Source organism: Paenibacillus sp. J22P277 (genome assembly GCF_059383675.1).
This window is the reverse complement of sequence record NZ_JBXENS010000012.1, coordinates 140,721-158,260: the sequence shown is the minus strand read 5'-3', so window position 1 is coordinate 158,260 and position 17,540 is coordinate 140,721. Positions and strand designations below refer to the sequence as shown.

The following is a 17,540-nucleotide window of genomic DNA, read 5'->3' as shown; positions in this document are numbered from 1 at the left end:
AAAGCAAAGAAGGGTTTAGGCAAGCAAATGAGCGGATGGCCACCCATCTTCCAATTGGACAATATCTATGTCTTAAAGGACAAAACCATCACATGGATCCGCATGTCCTTTCCCCGATCGTAAAAAACTTCCTGATCACTGACTCGCCGATGGATTCGATACGTGGGATAACGAATGACTAAAAATAGGGTTTAATGTCAGGTGACAAGAACATTATCTCATTAAAGGCGCTCGAAAATCGGTCTTTTTGCATTTATGGGATAAAGTTCTTGTCAAAACCAAATGACAAGAACTTTATCCCATTTCCGAAAATGACAAGAACTTGATCTCATATCCGACGTAAGGAAGGGATTCGCATGTTGAGGGCAGTCAGGGACGACCGACTACAACTCAACTCCCTCGGTACGATTTAGTTTTCTCACGAATGCTCGCTTATTCGCAGGATCCCTCCAATGTATAACCGCTATCCGGATAGAAGAGGGGATGTACCGTCAAAGTCGGCAACCGAAGGCAAGCGTAGGTGCTGCTGTGGTAGGATTCTCCATTATTTAGATACCAGCCAGGATTGCACCACCCTCTACTTGAAGCACAGACCCGGTCGTGTATGTATTTGTCGCCAAGTACACGTACGCCTCAGCGATCTCTTCGGGCTTTGCAACGTGCTGTATTAAAAGTGACTGGGCAACCTTTTGGAACATCGCTGCAAGGCTTTCGGCGTCCATTCCCATTCCACTGTAAACAGGTGTATCCACCATCCCTGGCGACACAACATTGACTCGTATCGGCGCCAAGTCCATCGCCAAAACACGGGCAAGACCCTCAATGGCTGTGTTATTTAGCGCAACCAGCGTCGAGGCGCCCTTTATCGGTCGTGCGGCAAGTACACCGGAAGTCAGCGTAATCGACCCGGACTCCCTGATATAAGGAAAGGCGGCTTTCACTGTTGTGTACTGCCCCCAGAACTTGCCGTCAAACTCAGCCCTCGCAACACCGATTCCCAAAGAACCAAAGGGGCCATTGGAAGACCCACCTCCGGCAGCGGTAACGACGAGATGATCGAAGTAACTTCAATCTTGCCTTAAAAAAAGACGATATCCCTAAAAATAGCGTCAAATCAACGCTTTCAGGCTAGAACTTATTTTCATCGGACAATGAACGCAATCAGATAGAAGTTATTAAATTTGCTTGAACTTGATATTTGCCCAGCATCGTATGCGGAAAGTTGAATAGCTTGGAGTACAACATCAACATCTTGAAAAGGGGAGAAACTGTGATTCGCTTTGTAGCGAGTAAATGGAGAAAAACCGTTGCGATCCGCAAATACCATGAATTGCAACCCTATGTACCTGAAACGTTGCGAATGACACGTGCATCGCTTCTTCGTCACTTAAGACGGTTTGGGATGGTGTATATTAAGCCGGAATTCGGTTCGTTCGGTAATGGCGTTATGCGTGTAGAGCGAGCAGGAACAGTCTATCGGTATCAGCTTGACAAGAAGATACTTATCTTTCGAGCATACGCTTCCCTTTATAGATCCATCCATCAACATACAAATGGAAAGCGGTACCTCGTTCAGAAGGGAATTCGATTGCTGGAGCATGAAGGAAGAAAGTTCGATATTCGAGTGATGGTTCAATATTCGCCAAAACGTACTTGGGAAACGACGGGAATCATCGGAAGGGTTGCCGCAAAAAATAAAATCGTCACCAATTACCATAGCGGCGGAAAAATCATTGCGGCAAATCGTCTACTACGAGAACATACGGAGCATGTACAATCAAAGTTGAATACGCTGGCTAAGATTGGCATTCTAACAGGCAAAGCGATACAAAACACTTTTCCGGGCGTTTGCATGATCGGGCTCGACATTGCAATGGACAAAACGATGCATCCTTGGATCCTAGAGGTGAATACGTGCCCGGATCCCTATATATTCAAGAAGCATCCGGATCCAAACGTATTTAAGAAAATCATGCGGTATGCAAAGGCTTATCCGAAGTAATACTATAAGAGAGTCGACCTATTACAGGGAAGACTCTCTTTTTGCACGTTCATCTTACAAGCGAGGGAGAAGCATGAGCTTGCGTTTTCTTAAAACCGTGATGTTTCGATCGACTGTGAGCGCAGTCGTCATCATTATTTTATTTGCAGGACTGGCCTTATCCATCGAGCAACATTGGATCGCTGCCTTCGATAATCGAATCACGGATGCTATTCAAAGCTTTAGCTCGACTAGAGTGACGAGTGTAATGAAAAACTTTACGACAGCTGGCTCAGGACTCTACGTGACACTAATTACACTATGCATCGTGCTGGTGTTGATTATAATCGGATATCGCAGAGAATTGATCTTCTTCGTCGGCGTCATTCTTCTCTCGAGTCTGTTTAATATTCTCTTGAAACAAGTTTTTCATCGGACAAGGCCGGATCTTCACCGAATTATTAATGCAGCGGGATATAGCTTTCCCAGCGGCCATTCCATGTCTGCGTTTACGCTCTACGGTCAAACCGTTTATTTTCTATGGAAACATGCGCGGCATGCGGGAATGCGAGTCGTTGTTATCGTCATTGGGTTCACGATGATCCTTATGATCGGCTTGAGCCGAATTTATCTCGGCGTTCATTATCCGAGCGACGTTATCGGCGGATATCTCATAAGCGCCGCTTGGTTGACAGTAAGCATCGGTTGGTACGAGCACGGTTTGGAGGAGCGGTGGCGATCGAAGAAATTTCGGGCTCGCACGTAGAGTCCAAACGGAAGTTAAGAGAATTTTAAGACCTAATTCACCAATTATTTAGATGCTTTGCTTATCCTGAGTAAGCAGTCACCCTTACCGAAGGAGGCAGAGTATTGAATAGAAAGTGGATGGTGTTAGGCGGTGCGATCGGCATTAGTGGGATCGTGATAGCTGCAATCGGGTTTACCGCGCCTGCCGGAACTTCCGGCTACGATGCTTACAAAAGGCGTTGAAGCAAACAAAAACGTTTCAAAGCTTCAGCGTGCAGGGAGCGGTTGGAATTTCGGATAACGGTTAACTCCGCAGGTGGACAACTTTGTTGAACCCGTCATTGTTCATCCTTCCAAGGTTGGTATTATTTTTTTCGTTCGGATTCATGATGATTGCCCGCAAAGAAGCGTAAGCGCAGAGGAGATTTCCTTGCATGTCCATACGTATGAAGTTGCTTGTATCCTATGCGGCGATGTTGGTCATCCCGTTGGTTTCCATCCTCCTTATTTCGTTGCTCATGGTCGTGTTCTTTCGGGGGGATTTGCAAAACTTAAAAGGGCTCTACGAGTCCACAGAGGATCGATTCGATCATTCCGATGTGGAACATATTGCAAAAGAAATCAAACGTTCAGTTCAGCGCGAACCTGATTTGCTGATGGACCGCACATATCTTGATGAGATGACGGCGGAGCTTCAGAACAAAGACTCCGGATTGACCGTTCGCGTGAACGGCGCAATTGTCTACCGTTCGCCCGGCATACAGCAAATTTCGAGTTTAACGACGGATTTGCCCCCGTTTAAGGGGCAAGATGACTTTAGCGAATACCCCGTCAGAAAAATAGCCGGCTCGGACTATTCGTTCCTGCAATTTGATTTCGGTTATGCGAATAACGGGCACGGGACGCTGTTCATCATTACGAAAGTCGATCCCTTCACTTATTACATCCGCAAGTATTTTCCGACTTTATTCATTGCCTTGCTCTGTGTCTTGGTGCTGACCCACGTCTTACTGACGACATTCATGTCGAAACGCATCATTCGTCCGCTTCAGGCGCTTCGCAACGCGGCCAGCGAAATCAAAGAAGGGAATCTGGATTTCCGGCTTCATATCGAGGGGAAGGACGAAATCAGCCAATTGGGCATCGCTTTCGAAGAGATGCGATTCCGGCTTCAGCAATCGATCCAAGTTCAAACGCAGTATGAAGAGAATCGCAAAGAATTGATCGCGAATATATCGCATGACCTGCGAACGCCGCTTACGGCTATCCGAGGCTATATTGACGGCATTTTGGACGGGATTGCCGATACGCCAGAGAAGAACGTCAAGTATATGCATACCATTGCGGTCAAAGCGGATGAAATGGATCATCTGATCCAAGAGTTGTTTCTTTATTCCAAGCTGGATTTGAACCGTCAACCTTTCCAGTTCGAAACGGTGAACCTGGTTCCGTTTCTTCTTGATTGGTCGGAGGAGCTGCAATTTGAACTCGAGAAACGAAATATCGATTTCCGAGCCGACATCCGGTTAGATCCCAATACGGCCGTTTCTTTGGATAGGGATCATTTTAAGCGGGTGCTCAACAATATTATTCAGAATAGTGTCAGGTATATGGACAAACGCGAACAGGTCATAACGTTGACGGCTTCCCTTCAAGACGGATTAGCTGTCCTTAGGATCACGGATAACGGGATCGGTATCGATCCGAATGCGCTCCCGCATATATTCGAACGCTTCTACCGCTCGGATGAATCTCGTAATGCGCATACGGGGGGCAGCGGCCTTGGACTTGCCATTGCCAAGCAAATCATGGAGGGGCACGGAGGCATCATTAGGGCTTCCAGCGAACCAGGCAGGGGAACGACGATTGAGATTAGTTTGCCCATTACGACAAAGGAATGATATATCGTGAAAAGCATTCTTCTTATTGAAGACGATGTGACGATTTTGGAGCTTCAACGCGATTATTTAGAGATAAATGGTTATAAAGTCGATTTGGCTTCGGACGGTGATACCGGCCTCAGGATGGGCTTATCCGGAAGCTACGATTTGATTATTCTCGATCTAATGCTGCCGAAGCTGAACGGCTTCGAGGTATGCAAGAAAATACGGGAGAAGAAAAATGTTCCCATATTGATGGTCTCCTCCCGACGGGAGGACATCGATATCATACGCGGGCTCGGACTCGGCGCGGACGATTATATGACGAAGCCGTTTAAGCCAGCCGAGCTCGTTGCCAGGGTGAAGGCCCATATTACCAGATATGAGCGATTGGTTGGTACGGCAGAAATGAAAAACGATATCCATATCCGCGGTTTGCGCATTGATCCGGATACGCGGAAAGTGTATGTGAATGAGTCGGAAACGACCTTGACGACCAAAGAGTTCGACCTGCTCTATCTGCTTGCTCGTCATCCGAACCGGGTATTCAGCAAGGAACAGTTGTTTGAGAAGATATGGGGCATCGACGCGCTGGGCGATTTGCAGACGGTAACGGTACACATCCGTAAGATCCGCGAAAAAATCGAAAACGATTCTGCGGATCCGACTTATATTGAAACGGTGTGGGGAACCGGCTACCGTTTCAAGGGGTAAGCTAAAGCCTGATTATGTATCAGGCTTTATTTTTTTTGCCTGCTTAGTCGGAGGACATAAACGTTTAAGGCCAGTTAAGAAAATGTTAAGAAACGGTTCACGCTTGGTTTAGGAATGGGCTCTAAAGTGGAGGTAGTCCATTTTATAACGTAAAGGAGCGTGTACGTGTTCATGGAAAACATCTTCACCGCCATCATCCAAGGCATCGTGGAAGGGTTGACGGAGTTTCTGCCTGTGTCCTCGACGGGCCATTTGATTCTGAGCGGAAAGCTGCTCGGGTTTAGCGGAGACAAGGCGGATACGTTCGAAATCATCATTCAACTCGGCGCCATTCTGGCAGTTGCGGTGATTTATTGGCGAAGAATTTTGAATTTGCTCGGTTTTATCCGTTTAAATCCGGATGGAGGCAGCAGCACGGTCTCGGCACATAAGCTGAGTCTTATCCATGTCATATTGGCTTGCTTGCCCGCCATGGTACTCGGGTTAGTCCTGCATTCATTCATCAAAGACTATTTATTTTCGCCTTATACGGTGCTGGCAGGTTTGGTTCTAGGCGGGGCATTCATGCTGATCGGCCAGAAGAAGCAGGCTGCGGTCGAAGCCGAAGGCATGGATCAATTGTCATATAAACAAGCGATGCTGGTCGGCTTATATCAATGTTTGGCACTCTGGCCGGGCTTCTCCAGGTCCGGAGCGACGATTGCCGGCGGATTGCTATCCGGCGTCGGTTATCGGGCGGCGACGAATTTCTCGTTCTTGATCGCGATTCCGATGATGGTCACGGCCAGCGGGTACGAGCTGCTTAAAAGCTACGACACGCTGACAGCTTCGGATGCGGGTTTCTTCGCGACCGGTTTTATCGTCGCTTTCGTCGTGGCGCTATTGGCCGTAATGACCTTCTTGAAGCTGTTGGAACGATTGAAGCTGGCACCTTTTGCGTACTACCGATTCGTACTCGCTGCCGTATTTTTAGCCTATTTACTGCTGACGGCATAATCAAGCCGGCTTAAGAAGAGAGGAGGATGCGGATTGCAGCAATTTCTCGAATGGATCTCTCATTTGGCCGTTCAATTGATCGATTCTTTGGGATTGGCCGGCATATTCATCGGCATGGTCCTGGAAAGTGCTTGTATTCCGATTCCGAGTGAAGTGATTCTGTTAAGCGGCGGCGCAGCGGCGGCGAGCGGGTCGATGTCATATACGGCCGTAGTGGTTGCCGGTGTGCTCGGAAATCTGGTCGGCTCCGTTATTGCTTATTATATCGGGGACCGTGGTGGAAGGAAGCTGCTGGAACGGTACGGGAAATACGTCTTTTTTAATGCCGCGCATTTTGATCAGTCCCAACGATGGTTTGACCGTCATGGCGAAGGAACCGTTTTTTTCGCTCGGAACTTGCCGTTCGTTCGCACGTTTATCTCGCTTCCGGCTGGAATTGCCGGTATGCGCTTCGGGAAGTTCGCAGTATACACCTTCTTAGGCTGCATTCCCTGGAATATGGCGTTGGCTTATGCAGGGTACAAGCTCGGCTCGAACTCGGATGCCGTAGAGCGTTATCTTCATCCGCTTAGCTATGCAATCGCCGGACTCGCGTGCATACTGCTCGTATTTTGGCTTGTACGCAAGAAAAGGAAGCAAACCTGATGTTTCCCATCGCGGTAGTATCCATGGCCGACCTTATCGTCGAGCATTACGATTACCGCTTCACGACTGCAGGACTTCCAATTATTGAGCTGACGATCATGAATCCGAGCGCACAGGTGATGCATGCCGATCTTTCCGTGAAGCTGAATAAGGCCATTGCATCCGCGCAGAACGACTACCGATTCAAGGAAGTCGGATCGTTGAAGGCCATGCGTGACATCGCTTTTATGCCAGGGAAGGAGCAGCATCTTGTTTTCCGGAATGCGCCGTTGCTTAAACCGGGGGATTATAAAGCTGATGTTCGCCTACGGCATCTGGCCGATACGAAAACACATCGCATGGACTTCAGCTTATCCAATGAAGCATTTGCTCGAGCAAAGACGATCAGGGACAACAGCAAGAAAGCTTCGCCAAGCCCGGAAAGCGGATCGCTGAATATTAGGGATGTTTCTGTCATGGTGCTGGCCGTCCTGATCGTGATTAAGGGGGTACGCAATTTGCGCAATGCCGTCTTGGCGAAGAAAAGAAAACGAGGAAACAATAATCCGTGAGGATCCCGAAGATGTCAAACCGGAGCAAGGAGTCGAAGCAGCATGAGCGTACTTCATAATTTCCCGCTTCTCGCAGCACTAATAGCTGTATTCGCAGCTCAGTTCATCAAAGTCCCGATCCATTTCATTTCACGCGGATCGATTAATTTGAAGCTTGCCTTCAGTACAGGGGGAATGCCAAGCTCGCACTCCGCAGCCGTTTCTGCACTGGCAGCTGCAGTCGGTCTAATGGAGGGCTTCTCCTCCGCCATGTTTGCGATTGCCTTTATGTTCGGCGTCATCACTATGTACGATGCAGCAGGGATCCGGAGACATGCCGGAACGCACGCATCCATCCTTAACCGTATTACACGAATGTTTTCCATGCTGCAAAACGAAGAACAAGCCGATCCGACGTTAAAGGAAATGCTCGGGCACCGCCCGGTCGAAGTGCTTGCGGGCGCCGGATTGGGAATTGTGATCAGCTTGATCGTTGATTTTGCTTTATCTTAATGAGGCGTAATCCAATCCAAAAATGAAGGCGTAGGCGAGAAAACAATCGTTTAGACGATTCGTGTATTTTGATGATCTTTCTACACGGCTTTGCAGATTCACTTCACATCATTAGATCAATTCGAATGGAGTGATCGAGATGAGTCAGAAACTCAAAATCGTAATCATATACGCTAAATACGGAGATGGGCACTATCAGGTTGCCCGCACCATGCAGGAACGGTTAGAACATACAGGTCAATTCGACGTAAAAATCATAGATGCTTATGCGGAAACACTTCCATTATGGAACGCGCTATCACGATTCGCTTTTCATAAAGGCTCTATTTATTGCCCGAAAGTGTACGGCTGGTTTTATGCGTTAACGAACGCGTGGAAACCGGAAGGACCATTCAACAGATGGCTTCGGTCATTAGGCATGGCCAAAATGAAAGAGATAGCGGCGCGGGAAGAGCCTGACGTGGTCATTCACGCTTTTCCGTTCCTGGCGATGACGCAATTGAAATCCGAGGCAGATACAGATTTTGCTTGTTTGACGATTGTAACCGATTATGTGGTGCATAACCGGTGGATCCATCCCAATACGGACCGATATTTCGTGGCCAGCAGTGAATTAAAAGCAGCGTTGATGGAAAAGGGCGTAAGCGGTCAACGAATTGCCATTAGCGGCATTCCTGTACGGCAGGCATTTCAAAATACCGTTCCGAAGCAAGTTGTCTTCCAGAAATACGGGTTACATGGGAATCGGCCTATCGTGCTTCTTATGGCCGGCGCCTATGGCGTTCTTGCGGATGTTGCCTCGCTCACCCGGGAGCTATCGACGCATGAAACGGAGGTCGTTCTCGTTTGCGGCAAAAACAATTCCCTTTACCGCGCGATGACCGAAGCCTTCGGCACGAACGAGTATGTCCATGTGATGGGCTTCGTCGAGCATATCGAAGAGCTGATGTCCGTTTCCTCCTGCCTGATTTCAAAGGCGGGCGGCATTACGCTCGCGGAAGCAAGAACCATGCGGTTGCCAGTAATCGTCTATCGTCCGCTTCCCGGACAAGAGAAAGCAAACGCCGAATATTGGCAGGACAAAGGATCTTTGAAAATCATCAATGAACGATCGCAGCTGAACGCGGCCGTTCAAGAAGCCTTGGCTTGGAGGCTGAACGTCAAGCAAGAACAGGTTAGCAGTTATCATGATCAACCATCGGCGGACATCATCGTTCAAGAGGTCATGGCGGCGATAAATAACCGCGGGCAAAAAAAACCGGGCAATTCGCTGCAGGGAAGGCTGCTTATCGATGAATATACGTAACCGCTTGAGCCGGAAATTTGAATTCCCGGAAATGACAGCCTGGTTTCTCCTCTTATTCTTCATTGAATTCGTCCGAGGTATTTATTCTGGATGTGCGGTCTTGGACTCGGTCCGGTCGTTATGAACTTCTTAATGGATATTGGTGCCCATGTCGCTTTCGCGATTTTGAATGGAATGTTGTGCGTCTGCGGGCTTCTGGCGCTGATTTCTAAGCATGATCGAAAGACGGTTCGCGTCTGCGGTGTTGATGTTGACGTTCTCGAGCACCTTCATGGAAACGGTCCTTCTAGCGATGATATTAGGGGCTTCGTATGCTTCTTTGCTACCGGCATGGAATGCGTACCTAGCCCGTTACGTGCCACAAGAATCAGCTGGGGCGGGATGGGGGTTAATCTCCACGATCGAAGGCATCGGAGTGGTGGCCGGCCCGGCCTTGGGCGGCTGGCTGGCCGAACGAGTCAGCGCGCCATTCCCGTTTTGGATGGCGTCCGTTATTTTTGCCGGCATTGCGTGCTGCTACAAGTTTTCGAGAAGGACGAGATTTTTAAGCACTCATTCCTATAATGAACGCAAGCGTACTAACCGTAGAAAGGAACCTGGATATGAACAAAATGCTTTCGGTCACCAAAGAACATGCGGCGGGTGTGCTTGCCAAAGTTCCTGAAATCACGCTTTATTTTTGGATCACGAAACTGTTGACGACGGGGATGGGCGAGGTGGCGTCGGATTATTTATTCGAGCATCTGAATCCGCTCATATCGGCGCCGCTTAGCGTGCTGATCTTCGTCGCCGCCATGATCCTGCAATTCAAAGTGCGGCGATACGTCGCCGACATTTACTGGCTTGTTGTCGTCATGGTCAGCATCTTCGGTACGACAGCCGCTGACGTTGTCCGCGTAGGACTAGGCATACCATATATCGCCTCTACGCTATTTTTCGCTGCGGCGCTTGCGGCCATACTCATCGTATGGTACAGGAAAGAGAAGACGCTGTCCGTACACAGCATTTTCACCCGAAGGCGAGAGGTCTTCTACTGGCTCACCGTCTTGACGACATTTGCCCTGGGCACGGCGGCCGGTGACATGACTGCGTCGAACATGCATCTCGGTTACCTCGCATCCGGTGTGATGTTTACCGTTATTTTGGCCATTCCGGCGATTGGCTTCTGGCTATTTGGAATGAAGGAAATCGTCGCCTTTTGGTTCGCGTACATTATGACGCGCCCTGTGGGCGCATCGTTCGCAGATTGGTTATCAGCGGCGCATGACAGTGGCGGCTTAGAACTGGGCAAAGGGCCTGTAACGTTCGTCTTGACGATCCTCATAGTCATCTTGGTCGTCTTTCGAGGCGGTTCACCCGCCCAAAGTACAGAAATCGACGCTGATTTGGCAAAAGAATATTAATCAGGCTGGCCTGTTGGCGGTAAAACCAACAGGCTTTTGTCCGTGAAGGTACTTGCACTCATTTACGGATCTCGGAAAGGAAGCTTAATACAAATGTTAAAACACAGCTCGAAATGGATGATTAGCCTTCTTCTCATGGCGGCGCTCGGAACAGGCTGCAGCTTCTCTAGGCAGCTGCATTTGGATGCAGAGCCGGGCACTGCGGAATTATCGGAGGCGCCTGCTGGGGAAACGGCATTCAGCGTGCCTAAGTTTCCGGATATCCAGGTCGATCACATCGTCATCGTTGTGGAGGAGAATCATGCATACAAACAAATCGTCGGCAGCAGTCATGCATCCTATATGAACCAGCTGATTTACCAAGGAGCCTTGTTCACCAATGCCTACGCGATCACCCATCCAAGCCAGCCCAATTATCTCGCGCTGTTCTCCGGGTCGAAGCAAGGCGTCAAAGATGATTCCTGCAACAAACCGTTCAAGACCGACAATTTAGGCGCGGAATTGCTGAAAGCACATATGACTTTTACGGGCTATTCCGAGGATTTGCCGAAAGTCGGATTTACAGGCTGCTGGGCGGGGGGATATGGACGGAAACACAATCCCTGGGTACAATTCACGACGATTCCCGCTAAGCTGAATCAGCCGTTCACCGCCTTTCCCAAGGATTACTCCAAACTGCCGACCGTTTCATTCGTCATTCCCAATCATCAGGACGACATGCACGACGGGACGGTCAAGGAAGCGGATGATTGGCTGAAGAAGAATATCGGTCCCTACGCGGCATGGGCAAAGACGCATCATAGCTTGCTGGTCGTCACCTGGGATGAAGACGATAATTCCAAGAAGAACCAGATTCCGGTCATCTTGACTGGTGCAATGATAAAACCAGGAAAGTATACGCAGAAAATCAACCATTATAACATGCTCCGAACCATTGAAGATCTCTATGTTCTTCCTCGTTTAGGAGCAAGCCGTACTGCAGAACCGATTACTGATGTCTGGAAATGAGTCACAAGAGAGGAAGAGGGAACGGAAGACCGGATTTCTCATCATTTTTTTAATGATCATTTCCTCAAATTCTCAGTTTCGTTAATTATAATGATCTGTTCAAAAAATACGTACTATATAGGTAGAAACAGGCAGAACTTAGTAAGCTCTGCCTGAAATTGTGGCTAATCCCTTTTTTGATTGGACCCTACATGGTGTTGTGAATGTCCATGGGGAAGATCGGCATTAGATTAGCTGTTCGTTCCGTTATACCGAACGGTGCTCGCGCACAGGATTTTCAACGATCCGCACTTTTCGATTTCCTCCCGTGAAGTTACCGGCAACTGCAAACCCGCTAAAATTACTCGCTAGTGGAACATTGATTGCAGGCTCAAACTCGCAACTGTTGTTTCTGACTTACTGAATGGAGAGGGACTGCAGAGATCATCTAGTATCGGTCGAATTGGCTAAGTGGAAGCACCGCTTGGCCTTTTTTGTGCCCATAGGAAGAAATATTAAAAATAGAGGCGATAGAATGGAAGCAAAACAGGTTGATATCTCAGGAAATTGCCTGCCATACTTCCTTTAGCTTGGAATAAGCAAAAAGGAAATGCTCAATAAAAGCATTTCCTTTTTACTTAACTATGAATCTTCTCCAAAGCAGCTTTCTGTATCGGTTTGATATCAATAATCGACCGTATCTGCTTCGCTTTAGTCTCCGCATCCTCCAGGTCATATGCAGCACCCAAAGCCAAGAGGGTACCAGCCGCGACCGTCCCAGTCCGCCCCTTACCGCCCCCGCAGTGGGGCTCGTTTTCTTTGCTTGCTCCAATAACGTTAAGCCGTCCATTAGAGGCATGTTGATATCCGAGACGAGCAAATCGATCGGCTCGTTACCCAGCACGGACAACGCTTCTTCCGCGCTCGTCGCCGCCAGCGCTATCTCCATGTTGAACTCTTCCCAGTCGACTTGTCTTCGAAGGCCCGATATGACTTGGGGCTCGTCGTCCACGATTAGAACTTTATACACGGGTTCCCCATCCTCCGCAAAGCAAAAAACCCTATGGTTAAGGGTTCTTTGCGATTCGCTTTTCTATTTTTTCGAGTCCGGCTTATTTGGAATTGTTTTTCAACCAATCCTCGAAGCGGGTGGACATGATGACAGCTTCGCCCGCCGGAACGAGCGTTTGATCGTTTACCGGAATATTGCCGAAGTATCCCGCGTTGTCGTCCTTTACGACCGTGCGCTCGTCTTTCTGCGCGCTCAGGAAGCGGCGAGCGAGCTCATCCATGCGGATTTTTTCTGGACCCGCAACGTCCGCGAGGCCGTTCAAGGGCTTTCCGAGCACGAAGGGGACGAGCGAAGCAGAGACGTCCGCCGCGGCCATCGGCTGCATCGTCGCGGACGGAAGACGTACGGTGTTCCCTTCGGTCGCGACATAAGCGATGCCTCCGATGAATTCAAAAAATTGCGTAGCGCGTACGATCGTATAAGGAACGCCGGCTTCCTCGATCAATTTCTCTTGGTTCATCTTCGCGCGGAAGTAGCCGCCGGCGAGCATGCGTTCCGTCCCGACGACGGACAGCGCGACATGATGCTTCACGCCCGCGACTTTCTCGGCGGCCAGCAGGTTCCGCGTCGATTTGTCGAAAAATTCCATGACCGGACCGTCGTCGAAGGAAGGGGAGTTCGATACGTCCACGACGACGTCCGCGCCTTTAAGCGCTTCGGCTAAGCCTTCGCCCGTTACGGAATTGATGCCGCGGGACGGCGATGCCACGACGACGTCGTGACCTTGCGTTTGAAGAGTGCTTACGAGAGGTTTGCCGATAAGACCGCTGCCGCCGACTACGACGATTTTCATTTTGAAATTCCTCCTATGGTTTAGCCCGTTGTTTACGGGTCTGTTTTATTTTCGAACATGCATATAACGACGAGGGGTCTTATTCCGTGACAACGGGTTTTACTCGTTTTTTGATGCTGCCGATCAACCAGAGAAGCATAGGTACGAACGCATATACGAACGGGTTGAAAAAAAGGTTCTGAAACGGGCTCTTTAGCGGGAAAACAAGCTTCAAATTATTCGTAGCAAGAGTGGTGTAAACGAGTAACGCTACCGACATTAAGCAGGCAAGCGGTTTCCACTTTTTGATTCCCAGCCACTCGGACAATCCGTAACTCAAAATGAACAAGTAAACCGCTAATTTGATAAAAGCGCCCAGCAGCCAGAAAGGGATAAAGAAGGCATCGATGTTCTGTATGAAGTTAAGAATTTTGACGACCTTCGACAGAGAATATACTGGCGCTACAAGAGCGGGAGCTAGCTTCGGGCCTTCCACCAAGATAAGTACGACGCTGGTGATCACTCCCCATGCCATCGCAACCGTTATTCCTCCCAAGACAGCTTTCACGGCCTTTTTCTTATTATCCGAAAAAAAGAACAACATAAGCACGATCGTAGGATCCATAAGTTGGCTAAACGAGTAAAACGCTCCGCGCAATATCCCGTGCCAGCCCGTATCGGCGAATATCGGTAATAACCGGCCAAAACTCATATCTTGCGGATTCAGAAAAATTTGGACATAAAGGGTAAAAACGAATAAGGGACCGATAAATTCGGCGCAGCGGCTAACGGTTTGGATTCCGCCTCTGCAAACCGCATATACGACCAGAAACAGCAAACACGAATGGATGACGATCGTAGGGGTGCTGTGAAGGAGGACGACGTTATGGAATTCTCCTAAACTTCTCGTAATCAGTTCCATCTTCAAGAACCAATGCGCGAAATACGCCAAGACGACGAGCTTTCCGATCCAAGTTCCGAGAACGTCCTTCAGAAAGCCGACCAAGGTTCTATGCTTGTACCGCATGCACACCCGAAGCATGATCCAAGTGAGAACCAGCATGGCCGAGCCTCCGATTAAGATGGAAATCCAGCAATCCTGGTTCGCTTGTTCGGTGGCTAAGCGAATGGGGATATAAGAAATCTCGATGATCGAAGAGATGCAGACTAGCCAAAACAGTTGATAACCGCTTATATTCATGTTTCCATTCCTCTGCCTTCGATTTATTTCAACTTCTTGCCGCTCATTCCGATCGAACGAAATCTAACATCCGCCTCGATTTTCACGACGACATCCTTGAAGCCGGCGTCCCATCCTTCTTTGCGCGATTTCCACCACGCAGGATACTTATGATGAAAGGCCTCTCCGATGCCGTAAATGTCGGTTCCCGTATTTTGCGTTTTTATCATGATTCGATGAAATTTGCGTTGAATATATTCGTTTACGTATTTTTGAACTTCCTTCATGTTGTCGCCATCGGACAAGTCGATCGACGTCGTATTTTCGATCAGATAAGCTTGCGCCCGAACCTTAAGGACGGCGCGATTGGGATCGGATCCTCTTGCAACCGTGCAATCGATTACCCGTCTTAAGTGCGTCAGCCTGAAAGATAATACCCCTTTGCCGTCTTTCCATGGAATCGTGATGTCTTGATTTCTCCCTTTACCGGCCATCCAGATGGCAGCGGATCCTTCTTCCTTATCTAACGTTATATTAATTTTGCTCTCTTTGCCGAGCGCGGCAAACCCGGTAAACACGGCGATCGGTTGCTTATGTTTTTCATTTGATTTCAAATACCGAATCGAAAACATCGGAGCGATCGGCCTTGTTCCTTCGGAAAGATTGTCGATGACGAATTGTCTCGTGGAAAATCCGTTAACTCCGTTGATCGCGAGTTCTTTGCCTGCTCCGATACTGGAAAGGTGCTCCATCGGGTGTTGCAGCTGCAGAAAATCTTTTGCCTTTGCGTCCTTGACGACAATCAAGAGATCCCTCATATTATTCGCCGGATCTCTAACCAATTTGTCATAAAATTCAATCACGTTGAACTTATCAAAGAACTGTTCGCTGAACACGTTTACGATCCGATGGCTGATCAACAGCTTTCGTGACATCTGGCTTTGAACGATCTGAGAGGCTTCGTAGATGTCCTTTCCCACCGCGGAGACGACGACGAAACCGCGAGAATTTTCGGAACTCGATACTCCTTTGGAAGAGGCCATTTGAGAAGGAATCACGATCTGATAGCTCATCTCGATTTTGCCTTCCTCCGTAACGTCGAATCCCGTACCCAATACGAAAGCCAATTGGTTGGGTTCAACGAAATCCGTGCAGCCGCAGGTCATAATAATCAAGATGCTAAGAATTATCGTCGCGAGCATTTTGAGACTCATCATTTACGACCTTTCAGTTTCTTACCGTTTTTCGCCCAAAATGGATATCGAACGAAGATATCGCGAAACCGTTTGCCGTCGAAAGGAGAAACCGGGCTCATGAACGGAGTTCCGAACGATTCCAGCGTCACGAGATGGATCAACATGAAAATGAGCCCGAAAGCGAAACCGACGAATCCCAGAAAACCTGAAGCGAACAGTAATAAGTACCGAATAACGCGAAAGGGTAAGGTGACACTGAATCTCGGAATCGTATAGGCGGCTACCCCCGTCAACGAAATGACGATGATGATCGGCGTGGAAATGATTCCTGCTTCGACCGCCGCTTGCCCGATGACCAACGCGCCGATGATGCTAACGACGGGTCCAAGTTGATTCGGAAGGTGAACGCCGGCTTCCTGAAGCCCGTCGAAAACGAACATCATGAGGAAAACTTCTATGACGGTCGGGAACGGAGAGTTTTCCCTGGCAGTCGCGATACCTATCATCAGATTGCTGGGCACCATTTCCGGATGAAAGGTGGACAACGCAACGTAGATCGCGGGTAAAGCGAAAGAAATGAAGGCCATCACGTAACGGATGAATCTCGTAAGAACGACGAAAACGAACCTTTCGAAATAATCGTCCGCGGATTGAAGGCCTGACCAGAACGTAATGGGAAGAATAAGAGCGAAAGGCGTTCCGTTCGTAAGCAACGCGATTTTGCCTTCCAATAAACCGGCGGTGACGATATCCGGCCGTTCGGTATTCTGGATCTGCGAGAATATCGAGAACGAGTTGTTCTCGATCCACTCTTCGATATAGGAGGAATCGATGACCCCGTCCGTTTCGATTTCGTCGAGCTTCCGTCTGACTTCGTCCAGCACCTTATCGTCGGCAAGCCCGTGCATGTACGCGAGCGCGACTTCCGTTTGCGTGAATTTTCCGACCGTGAACGATTCCATCTTCAGGTTCGGATGAATTATTCTTCGTCTTATTAATGAAGTATTGGTTCGCAGATTTTCTACGAAGCCTTCCTTTGAACCGCGCAATGTCGCTTCCTTTTTCGGTTCCTGGATGCCTCTCGTTTCATAGCCTTGAACCTGGGCGATAAGAACGGCGGGTTCTCCGTCGACCAAGATCGCCAGGCTGCCTTGAAGAATGTGACGAACGACCGCTTCCAAAGTATCGTCCAATAAAACGTTCGCAAGAGGCAACCACTGCCTTCCGAGCATTTCGGCCATCGACTGGATGCGGTCGATTCCTTGAGGCAATCCTCCGAAGAGGAGGGGCTTCAGCAAATTGTCTTCGACGCTTTGCAATCGTGTCATTCCGTCTATGTAGACCAGCAGTAGCGACGTACCGTCTTTTAAAGTAAAAGTACGAAGGACGACGTCCGAGCTTCGATCGAAAAAGCTTCTCAAATATTTTTCGTTTAAGCTCAGCTTTCGGCTAACCGTATCCGTATTCATTTCCGCTCACCCCATGACCGCGGTCGCATTTTTAAGGTTATTATGGACCGGACGGGATTCGATTATGCGGCTTTTGGAAATACAAAAGGTGTGTCACATAGACGAGGGCGAACTCGTTATATGATGTTTGGTACTCCATGTATCATCGC

Annotated in this window: 19 protein-coding genes and 1 pseudogene; 13 read left to right on the top strand and 7 right to left on the bottom strand. The window is 48.8% G+C overall.

Annotated elements, in window-relative coordinates:
- Positions 1 to 182 (top strand): hypothetical protein (locus AC50YL_RS33685; RefSeq protein ID WP_494837748.1); only part of this gene is annotated, 182 nt, incomplete at its 5' end.
- Between the two features lie 366 nt (positions 183 to 548).
- Here the strand turns inward: AC50YL_RS33685 and AC50YL_RS33680 are convergent.
- A pseudogene (locus tag AC50YL_RS33680) lies at positions 549 to 1,046 on the bottom strand (SDR family oxidoreductase); the annotation flags it as partial.
- A 185-nt stretch (positions 1,047 to 1,231) separates the two neighbouring features.
- On the opposite strand from AC50YL_RS33680, the gene AC50YL_RS33675 reads away from it, so the two are divergent.
- The 9 genes from AC50YL_RS33675 to AC50YL_RS33635 all read left to right on the top strand — a co-directional run bounded on the left by AC50YL_RS33675 (position 1,232) and on the right by AC50YL_RS33635 (position 9,312).
- Positions 1,232 to 2,002, top strand: a complete 771-nt coding sequence (locus AC50YL_RS33675) for a YheC/YheD family protein (RefSeq protein WP_494837747.1) — start codon at positions 1,232 to 1,234, stop codon at positions 2,000 to 2,002.
- 73 nt (positions 2,003 to 2,075) lie between these two features.
- Entirely contained in the window at positions 2,076 to 2,747 is a 672-nt protein-coding gene (locus AC50YL_RS33670) for a phosphatase PAP2 family protein (RefSeq protein ID WP_494837746.1), read from the top strand.
- A 415-nt stretch (positions 2,748 to 3,162) separates the two neighbouring features.
- Positions 3,163 to 4,629: a sensor histidine kinase gene (locus AC50YL_RS33665; RefSeq protein WP_494837745.1), complete on the top strand. Its 1,467-nt coding sequence runs from the start codon at positions 3,163 to 3,165 to the stop codon at positions 4,627 to 4,629.
- Positions 4,630 to 4,635: 6 nt separating this feature from the next.
- On the top strand, positions 4,636 to 5,322 hold the full coding sequence (locus AC50YL_RS33660; protein ID WP_494837744.1) for a response regulator transcription factor: 687 nt from the start codon (positions 4,636 to 4,638) through the stop codon (positions 5,320 to 5,322).
- A gap of 171 nt (positions 5,323 to 5,493) precedes the next feature.
- On the top strand, positions 5,494 to 6,318 hold the full coding sequence (locus AC50YL_RS33655; protein WP_494837743.1) for an undecaprenyl-diphosphate phosphatase: 825 nt from the start codon (positions 5,494 to 5,496) through the stop codon (positions 6,316 to 6,318).
- A gap of 33 nt (positions 6,319 to 6,351) precedes the next feature.
- Positions 6,352 to 6,963: a DedA family protein gene (locus AC50YL_RS33650; RefSeq protein WP_494837742.1), complete on the top strand. Its 612-nt coding sequence runs from the start codon at positions 6,352 to 6,354 to the stop codon at positions 6,961 to 6,963.
- Positions 6,963 to 7,514: a hypothetical protein gene (locus AC50YL_RS33645; RefSeq protein ID WP_494837741.1), complete on the top strand. Its 552-nt coding sequence runs from the start codon at positions 6,963 to 6,965 to the stop codon at positions 7,512 to 7,514. The genes AC50YL_RS33650 and AC50YL_RS33645 overlap by 1 nt, the downstream gene beginning before the upstream one ends.
- Positions 7,515 to 7,556: 42 nt before the next feature.
- Positions 7,557 to 8,006 (top strand): divergent PAP2 family protein, encoded by a 450-nt coding sequence (locus AC50YL_RS33640; protein ID WP_494837740.1) that lies wholly within the window; start codon positions 7,557 to 7,559, stop codon positions 8,004 to 8,006.
- Positions 8,007 to 8,145: 139 nt separating this feature from the next.
- Positions 8,146 to 9,312 carry an MGDG synthase family glycosyltransferase gene (locus AC50YL_RS33635; protein WP_494837739.1) on the top strand — a complete coding sequence of 389 codons (1,167 nt, stop codon included), beginning with the start codon at positions 8,146 to 8,148 and terminating at the stop codon, positions 9,310 to 9,312.
- A gap of 129 nt (positions 9,313 to 9,441) precedes the next feature.
- On the opposite strand, the gene AC50YL_RS33630 is transcribed toward AC50YL_RS33635, so the two are convergent.
- On the bottom strand, positions 9,442 to 9,585 hold the full coding sequence (locus AC50YL_RS33630) for a hypothetical protein (protein WP_494837752.1): 144 nt from the start codon (positions 9,583 to 9,585) through the stop codon (positions 9,442 to 9,444).
- Here AC50YL_RS33630 and AC50YL_RS33625 point away from each other — a divergent pair.
- From AC50YL_RS33625 to AC50YL_RS33615, 3 genes are all read left to right on the top strand, one after another.
- Positions 9,527 to 9,976, top strand: coding sequence for an MFS transporter (locus tag AC50YL_RS33625; protein WP_494837738.1), 450 nt, complete (start codon positions 9,527 to 9,529; stop codon positions 9,974 to 9,976). The genes AC50YL_RS33630 and AC50YL_RS33625 overlap by 59 nt on opposite strands.
- Complete coding sequence (locus AC50YL_RS33620) at positions 9,915 to 10,715, top strand: COG4705 family protein (protein ID WP_494837737.1); 801 nt, start codon at positions 9,915 to 9,917, stop codon at positions 10,713 to 10,715. The genes AC50YL_RS33625 and AC50YL_RS33620 overlap by 62 nt, the downstream gene beginning before the upstream one ends.
- A gap of 93 nt (positions 10,716 to 10,808) precedes the next feature.
- The gene (locus AC50YL_RS33615; RefSeq protein ID WP_494837736.1) at positions 10,809 to 11,723 is read left to right on the top strand and encodes an alkaline phosphatase family protein; all 915 of its coding nucleotides are present in this window, start codon (positions 10,809 to 10,811) and stop codon (positions 11,721 to 11,723) included.
- A 613-nt stretch (positions 11,724 to 12,336) separates the two neighbouring features.
- Here AC50YL_RS33615 and AC50YL_RS33610 read toward each other — a convergent pair.
- From AC50YL_RS33610 to AC50YL_RS33590, 5 genes are all read right to left on the bottom strand, one after another.
- Positions 12,337 to 12,732, bottom strand: coding sequence for a response regulator (locus tag AC50YL_RS33610; protein ID WP_494837735.1), 396 nt, complete (start codon positions 12,730 to 12,732; stop codon positions 12,337 to 12,339).
- A gap of 82 nt (positions 12,733 to 12,814) precedes the next feature.
- A complete protein-coding gene (locus AC50YL_RS33605; RefSeq protein WP_494837734.1) occupies positions 12,815 to 13,567 on the bottom strand; it encodes an SDR family oxidoreductase in 753 nt (250 codons plus the stop codon).
- A 79-nt stretch (positions 13,568 to 13,646) separates the two neighbouring features.
- Positions 13,647 to 14,747 carry a GerAB/ArcD/ProY family transporter gene (locus AC50YL_RS33600; RefSeq protein ID WP_494837733.1) on the bottom strand — a complete coding sequence of 367 codons (1,101 nt, stop codon included), beginning with the start codon at positions 14,745 to 14,747 and terminating at the stop codon, positions 13,647 to 13,649.
- 23 nt (positions 14,748 to 14,770) lie between these two features.
- On the bottom strand, positions 14,771 to 15,928 hold the full coding sequence (locus AC50YL_RS33595; protein ID WP_494837732.1) for a Ger(x)C family spore germination protein: 1,158 nt from the start codon (positions 15,926 to 15,928) through the stop codon (positions 14,771 to 14,773).
- Between the two features lie 11 nt (positions 15,929 to 15,939).
- Complete coding sequence (locus AC50YL_RS33590) at positions 15,940 to 17,391, bottom strand: spore germination protein (RefSeq protein ID WP_494837731.1); 1,452 nt, start codon at positions 17,389 to 17,391, stop codon at positions 15,940 to 15,942.
- Positions 17,392 to 17,540 lie beyond the last annotated feature (149 nt).